The sequence below is a fragment of the Hoeflea sp. genome, from assembly GCF_984452065.1.
The window spans coordinates 1-5,460 of record NZ_CFHWAF010000208.1; the positions used below are offsets into that span (position 1 = coordinate 1).

Genomic DNA, 5,460 nt, shown 5'->3' on the forward strand with positions numbered 1-5,460 from the left:
GCAGCGAGCGGATGCGAAGGATTCGGGGGAAAAACACGAAACCCGAGTGGTTGGTTCGCCGCATGCTCCACAATGCCGGATATCGGTATCGGCTCCACCAGCATTCCCTTCCTGGCAAGCCTGATTTGGTGTTTCCTTCGCGCAAAATAGCCATCTTTGTGCATGGGTGCTTTTGGCACCAACATCAGGGATGTAAGATCGCACACGTCCCGAAATCGCGTTCAGAGTATTGGATGCAGAAATTTAGAAGAAATGTAGAGAGAGACGCAGAAAATCAGGCTGCTTTGGAGAATTTAGGGTGGCGAGTAGTCGTGGTTTGGGAGTGTGAGACTGCCGACGCTGATAAACTCTTGTCCAAATTGACTTCGGAACTTGATATCTAAATCGCTCTTTGCGCATGCGCGTTAGCTTACACGATATTGGTGCCTATTGGTCTGGGATGACGGCTCTTGTTGTGGTTTGTATTCTCAACTGTATCAACGAAGGGTTTTGCAGCTAGGTGGCGATGACGAAAAAAGTTCCCAAAGCTAAGAGTCGAGTTTCGCTTTGTCTAATATGACCGAAATAGCCGCTAACTGGAAAGACCGTCTTTGGAACTCCAAGTAAGTGGCAAACTGCCAATGTTGTTGCAGTAGACTTCCTGAAACTTGACTCGCCATAACGCCCACTTATCACGAACTAAAAACTTGATCACATAGAGAAACTAACCACTCCGCCTCCAGACACTCCGTAGTGCGCGCGAAAGTCAACACCCCATATCCCACCACCCGGTGAACCATCCCGCTCCCTCCTGCGTAAAAGCCGCACACCCCAACAGGAGTTCGCAATGAAAACCGCTGCCCTTGCCGCCATTCTTGCCGGCCTTGCTTCGCCCGCTTTTGCCGATCTGCAGGTCCGCTTCGATGAGGGTGCGCCGAAGGATCGGTTTACGATCGCCAACACCGGCGCCTGTGCGCTGGGTGCGGCGTCGCTCACCATCGATCTGAGCGGGTCGCCCTATGGGCTGATCTTCGATGTGACCGGCAGCGGCGCCGGCGTTGAGGTGTTCCAGCCCTTTGAACTGGTGTCGGGCGGCGCGGCGCTCAACGCCATCCCGCGGGTTGCGGACGGCGACAGCAGCGTGACGCTCGATCTCACCGGCCTCGATGCCGGCGCGTCGCTGGCCTTCACCATTGATGTCGACGACACCGCCGATGCCCTGGAGATCACCGTCTCGGATTCCGAAATCGTCGGTGCCGGTGTGGCGCTGAACGCGGCAGGCGGGACGGCGAAAGCGGCCTTCGGCAGGAACGCCGTTGCAAATCTCGCCTGGTCCGGCTGCTCGTCTTAGGTCAGGCGCGCCCTAAACGAAGAGAGCCACCTTCTCGAACGTCCGCACATCCACAAGCCCCACATCCGAAATCCGGATTTCGGGGATCACCACCAGCGCCATGAGCGAGTGTTGCATATAGGCGTTGTGGAGGGTGCAGCCGCAGGCTTCCATGGCCTCGATCATCTTCTGCGCCTTGTCGGCGACGATTTCGGCGCGCTCGTCGGCCATCAGCCCGGCGATCGGCAGTTCGACCAGCGCCAGCTCCTTGCCTTGCGAGACGACAATGATGCCGCCGCCGATCTCGCCGAGCCGGTTGGCCGCCAGCGCCATGTCCTCGCGGTTGGTGCCGACGACGATCATGTGGTGGCTGTCATGGGCGACGGTCGAGGCGATGGCGCAGTCGATATTATAGCCGAAGCCGGAAACGAAACCGTTGGTCACCTGGCCGGTGGCGCGGTGGCGCTCGACCACGGCGATCTGGCAGACATCGTTTTCCCGGTCCATCTGCACCAGCCCGCCCTCGACGGCGAGCGCGGCCTCCAGCGCCCTGGTCGGCGCCTGGTTCTCGATGACGCCGATCACCCGGGCATTCACCCGGTTGGCGCCGGCGGGCGCGGCGATCTCGAAATCCTCCGCCGCCATCACCTTGCCGAGCTTGACGGAATGTTTGGCAAAATCCGGATAGGTGCGGTGCGGGATCTCGGCGGTGAGCGCGCCGTCCTTCGCCATCACCTTGCCGCGCGCGATGACGAGCTCGATCGGCAGGGCGCTGATATCGCTTGACAGGATGAGGTCGGCGCGCCGGCCGGGCGTGATCGAGCCGATCTCGCGCTCGAGGCCGAAATGCTGCGCGGTGTTGAGCGTCGCCATCTGGATCGCGGTGATCGGTTTGAGCCCCTGCGCGATGGCGTGGCGCACCACCCGGTTCATATGGCCCTCATTGACCAGCGTGCCGGAATGGCTGTCGTCGGTGCACAGCACGAAGTTGCGCGAATCCACCCGGTCCTCGGTGATGGCCTTGACCTGTTCGGCGACATCGTACCAGGCCGAGCCGAGCCGCAGCATGGCGCGCATGCCCTGGCGCACGCGGGCGGTCGCGTCCTCCTTGCGCGTGCCCTCATGGTCGTCCGACGGCCCGGCCGCCACATAGGCGTGGAACGGGTTGCCGAGATCCGGCGAGGCATAGTGCCCGCCGACGATCTTGCCGGCTGCTTGCGTCGCGGCGATCTCGCCGAGCATCGTCTCGTTTCCGGCGGCAACGCCCGGAAAGTTCATCATCTCGCCAAGGCCGATAATGTTGGGCCACGCCATGGCTTCGGTCACCTCGGCAACGCCGAGTTCGGCCCCCGGCGTCTCAAGCCCCGGCGCCGACGGCACGCAGGAGGGCATCTGCACATGCACGTTGATCGGCATCTCCATCGCCTCGTCATGCATCAGCCTGACGCCCGGCAGGCCGAGCACATTGGCAATCTCATGCGGGTCGATGAACATCGACGTCGTGCCGTGCGGAATGACGGCGCGGCAGAACTCCGTCACCGTCACCAGGCCGGATTCCACATGCATGTGACCGTCGCAGAGCCCCGGCACCAGATAGCGCCCCCCGGCCTCGATCACCTCGGTATCCGGGCCGATCGTGTGGCTCGCATCCGGGCCGACATAGGCGAAGCGGCCCGCCAGGATCGCCACATCGGTCTGCGGCACGATCTCGCCGGAATGCACGTTCACCCATTGCCCGCCGGTGATCACCATATCGGCCGGCGCACGGCCCATAGCGACCTCGACCATTAGCGCCGCCACCTCGCTCCAGTGTTTGATCGTGCTCATTCTTCTTCTCCGCCGTCTTGTATTTGATCGCGAGAACCTAGCCGTTTCGGACGGCCCGTCGCAAGGCCGTTGACAGGCGAGAATTCGCCCCGCACGGGCCTTGCGAATGTGCTATCCATCAAAAACACGTCAGCGGGATGAAGGCCCGGCGTTTGGCGGCGACGAAGGAAAGGCATTCATACAGCATGACGATACCCGGCATCGGCCTGATCGGCCTCGGCACCATGGGCAGCAATCTTGCCCTCAACACCGCGGACAACGGTTACGACATCGCGGTCTATAACCGCACGGTCGCGCGCACAAACAGCTTCGTGGAGGGCGCCGGCGCGCTGGCCGAACGGCTCACGCCCTGCGAGACGCTGGAAGACTTCGTCGCCGCGATCGCCCCGCCGCGCAGCATCATCCTCATGGTGCCCGCCGGCGACATTGTCGACCAGCATATCGAGATCCTGCGGCCGATGCTCGGCACCGACGATCTGATCATCGATGCGGGCAACGCCAATTTCCGCGACACCAACCGCCGCGCGGCGGACGCCGGCAAGAACGGCGAGCTCTTCCTCGGCATCGGCGTGTCTGGCGGCGCGGAAGGCGCGCGCCACGGCCCATCCATCATGGGCGGCGGGCCGAAACCCGCCTGGGACAGGGTCGCGCCGGTGCTTGCGGCCATCGCGGCCAAATATGAAGGTAGCCCCTGCGCCACATGGATGGGCGAGGGCGGGGCAGGCCATTTCGTCAAGATGGTCCATAACGGCATCGAATATGCCGACATGCAGATGATCGCCGAGGTCTACGGCATCATGCGCGACGGGCTCGGCTATGAGCCCGCCCGGATCGCCGACATCTTCGCCGCGTGGAATGAGGGGCCGCTGCAGTCCTATCTCATCGGGATTTCGGCCGAAGTCGCCCGTGCCGTCGATCCGCACACCGGCCGGCCGGTGCTCGACATCATCCTCGACCGCGCCGGCCAGAAGGGCACCGGCCGCTGGACGGTGATCGAGGCCCAGCATCTCGGCACGCCCGTCTCGGCGATCGAAGCGGCGGTTGCCGCCCGCAACGTCTCCGCGCACAGCAGGAAACGCGAGGCGGGCGAGGCGCTGTTCGGGCCCGCGCCGCAGGCCCTCGACGCCGAAGTCGTGACCACCGGACGGCTTGAGAATGCGCTGCTTGCCGGCAAGATCGCCTGCTATGCCCAGGGTTTCACCATGATGGAGGCGGCGTCGGAGGCGTTCGGCTGGGCGCTGCCGCTGCCCGATATCGCCCGCGTGTGGCGCGCCGGCTGCATCATCCGCTCGGCGCTTCTGAACGATATGGCCGAGGCGCTCTCGGCCTCCGGACGCGTCAACCTGATGTTCGCGCCGTTCTTCGCCGGGATCATGAAGAACAGCCATGACGACCTGCGCATGCTGGTCAGCCAGGCAAGCCTCGCCGGCAATCCGGTGCCGGCGCTCTCGTCGGGCCTTGCCTATTTCGACATGATGCGCACCGGCCGCTCCACCGCCAACATGATCCAGGCCCAGCGCGACTTCTTCGGCGCCCACTCCTTCGAGCGCATCGACGCCGAAGGCGCCCATCACGGGCCGTGGATCAAGCAATAGGATGTTTGTTCAGGCTTTGGCGAGATAAGACCGGATCCGCCCGGCGGTTTCCGTGGTCGCAGACGTGTAGATCATCAGCGTAAGGTCGGACCGGCCTTCCACCAGGAAGGTGGAAAACTCCATCTCGATCCGGCCAAGCCTGTCATGGTGCAGGCGCTTGGTGCCCTCGCCATGTCCGGCAATCTCTTTCTCGTTCCACAGATCCTTGAACACCGGGCTGAGCGCGGAAAGCTCCTCGACCAGCTTTGCAATCTCGGCACTTGCACCGGCGCGCGCCGCGTCCGCCCGGAACCGGCCGACGAGGGTGCGGGCGACGCCATGCCAATCTTCCTTGTTGCGCCTCCGGCCCGTCTGCGAAAACATCAGCCGAAGGATGTTGCGCTGCTCAGGCGCAAGCTGCCCGCAGTCGGTCAGGACCAGCGCCGCCGCCCGGTGGGAAATCCGAACGCGGCGGGATCGAGGCGCGTGCGCCGGTCCCGAAGGAACTGTCCGAGAGCATTTCCATCCTGCGGCATGGCGATCCTGTTGATTATTATACCATGATAAAGTCACGACTTTAACATGATGGAGTTTAGCCCGACATGTCTTTGCGAACAACAACGGAGCGTTCAAAACGCGTGTTTTTCTCACGGGTGCCACCGGCTTCATCGGATCGCGGATCCTGCCCGAACTGCTTGCCCGGGGACATGAGGTCCTCGGCATGACCAGATCGGACCGGCGCGAAATCGA

The 5,460-nt window shown here is 63.1% G+C and carries 5 protein-coding genes and 1 pseudogene; 4 read left to right on the plus strand and 2 right to left on the minus strand.

What is annotated here, in order from left to right:
• Window positions 1-11: 11 nt before the first annotated feature.
• Both AC5E6N_RS23085 and AC5E6N_RS23090 read left to right on the plus strand, forming a co-directional pair.
• Window positions 12-383 carry a very short patch repair endonuclease gene (locus AC5E6N_RS23085; RefSeq protein ID WP_491750009.1) on the plus strand — a complete coding sequence of 124 codons (372 nt, stop codon included), beginning with the start codon at window positions 12-14 and terminating at the stop codon, window positions 381-383.
• A gap of 443 nt (window positions 384-826) precedes the next feature.
• The gene (locus tag AC5E6N_RS23090; RefSeq protein WP_491750006.1) at window positions 827-1,330 is read left to right on the plus strand and encodes an aggregation factor core; all 504 of its coding nucleotides are present in this window, start codon (window positions 827-829) and stop codon (window positions 1,328-1,330) included.
• Window positions 1,331-1,342: 12 nt separating this feature from the next.
• Here the strand turns inward: AC5E6N_RS23090 and ade are convergent, their stop codons facing one another.
• On the minus strand, window positions 1,343-3,136 hold the full coding sequence (ade, locus tag AC5E6N_RS23095) for an adenine deaminase (RefSeq protein ID WP_491750007.1): 1,794 nt from the start codon (window positions 3,134-3,136) through the stop codon (window positions 1,343-1,345).
• A 185-nt stretch (window positions 3,137-3,321) separates the two neighbouring features.
• On the opposite strand from ade, the gene gnd reads away from it, so the two are divergent.
• Window positions 3,322-4,731 carry an NADP-dependent phosphogluconate dehydrogenase gene (gene gnd / locus AC5E6N_RS23100; RefSeq protein WP_491750008.1) on the plus strand — a complete coding sequence of 470 codons (1,410 nt, stop codon included), beginning with the start codon at window positions 3,322-3,324 and terminating at the stop codon, window positions 4,729-4,731.
• 9 nt (window positions 4,732-4,740) lie between these two features.
• Here gnd and AC5E6N_RS23105 read toward each other — a convergent pair whose 3' ends face one another.
• Window positions 4,741-5,379 carry an MmyB family transcriptional regulator gene (locus tag AC5E6N_RS23105; RefSeq protein ID WP_491750010.1) on the minus strand — a complete coding sequence of 213 codons (639 nt, stop codon included), beginning with the start codon at window positions 5,377-5,379 and terminating at the stop codon, window positions 4,741-4,743.
• Here AC5E6N_RS23105 and AC5E6N_RS23110 point away from each other — a divergent pair.
• Window positions 5,348-5,460, plus strand: a pseudogene (locus tag AC5E6N_RS23110) (NAD-dependent epimerase/dehydratase family protein); the annotation flags it as partial. The gene AC5E6N_RS23105 and the pseudogene AC5E6N_RS23110 sit on opposite strands and share 32 nt — an antisense overlap.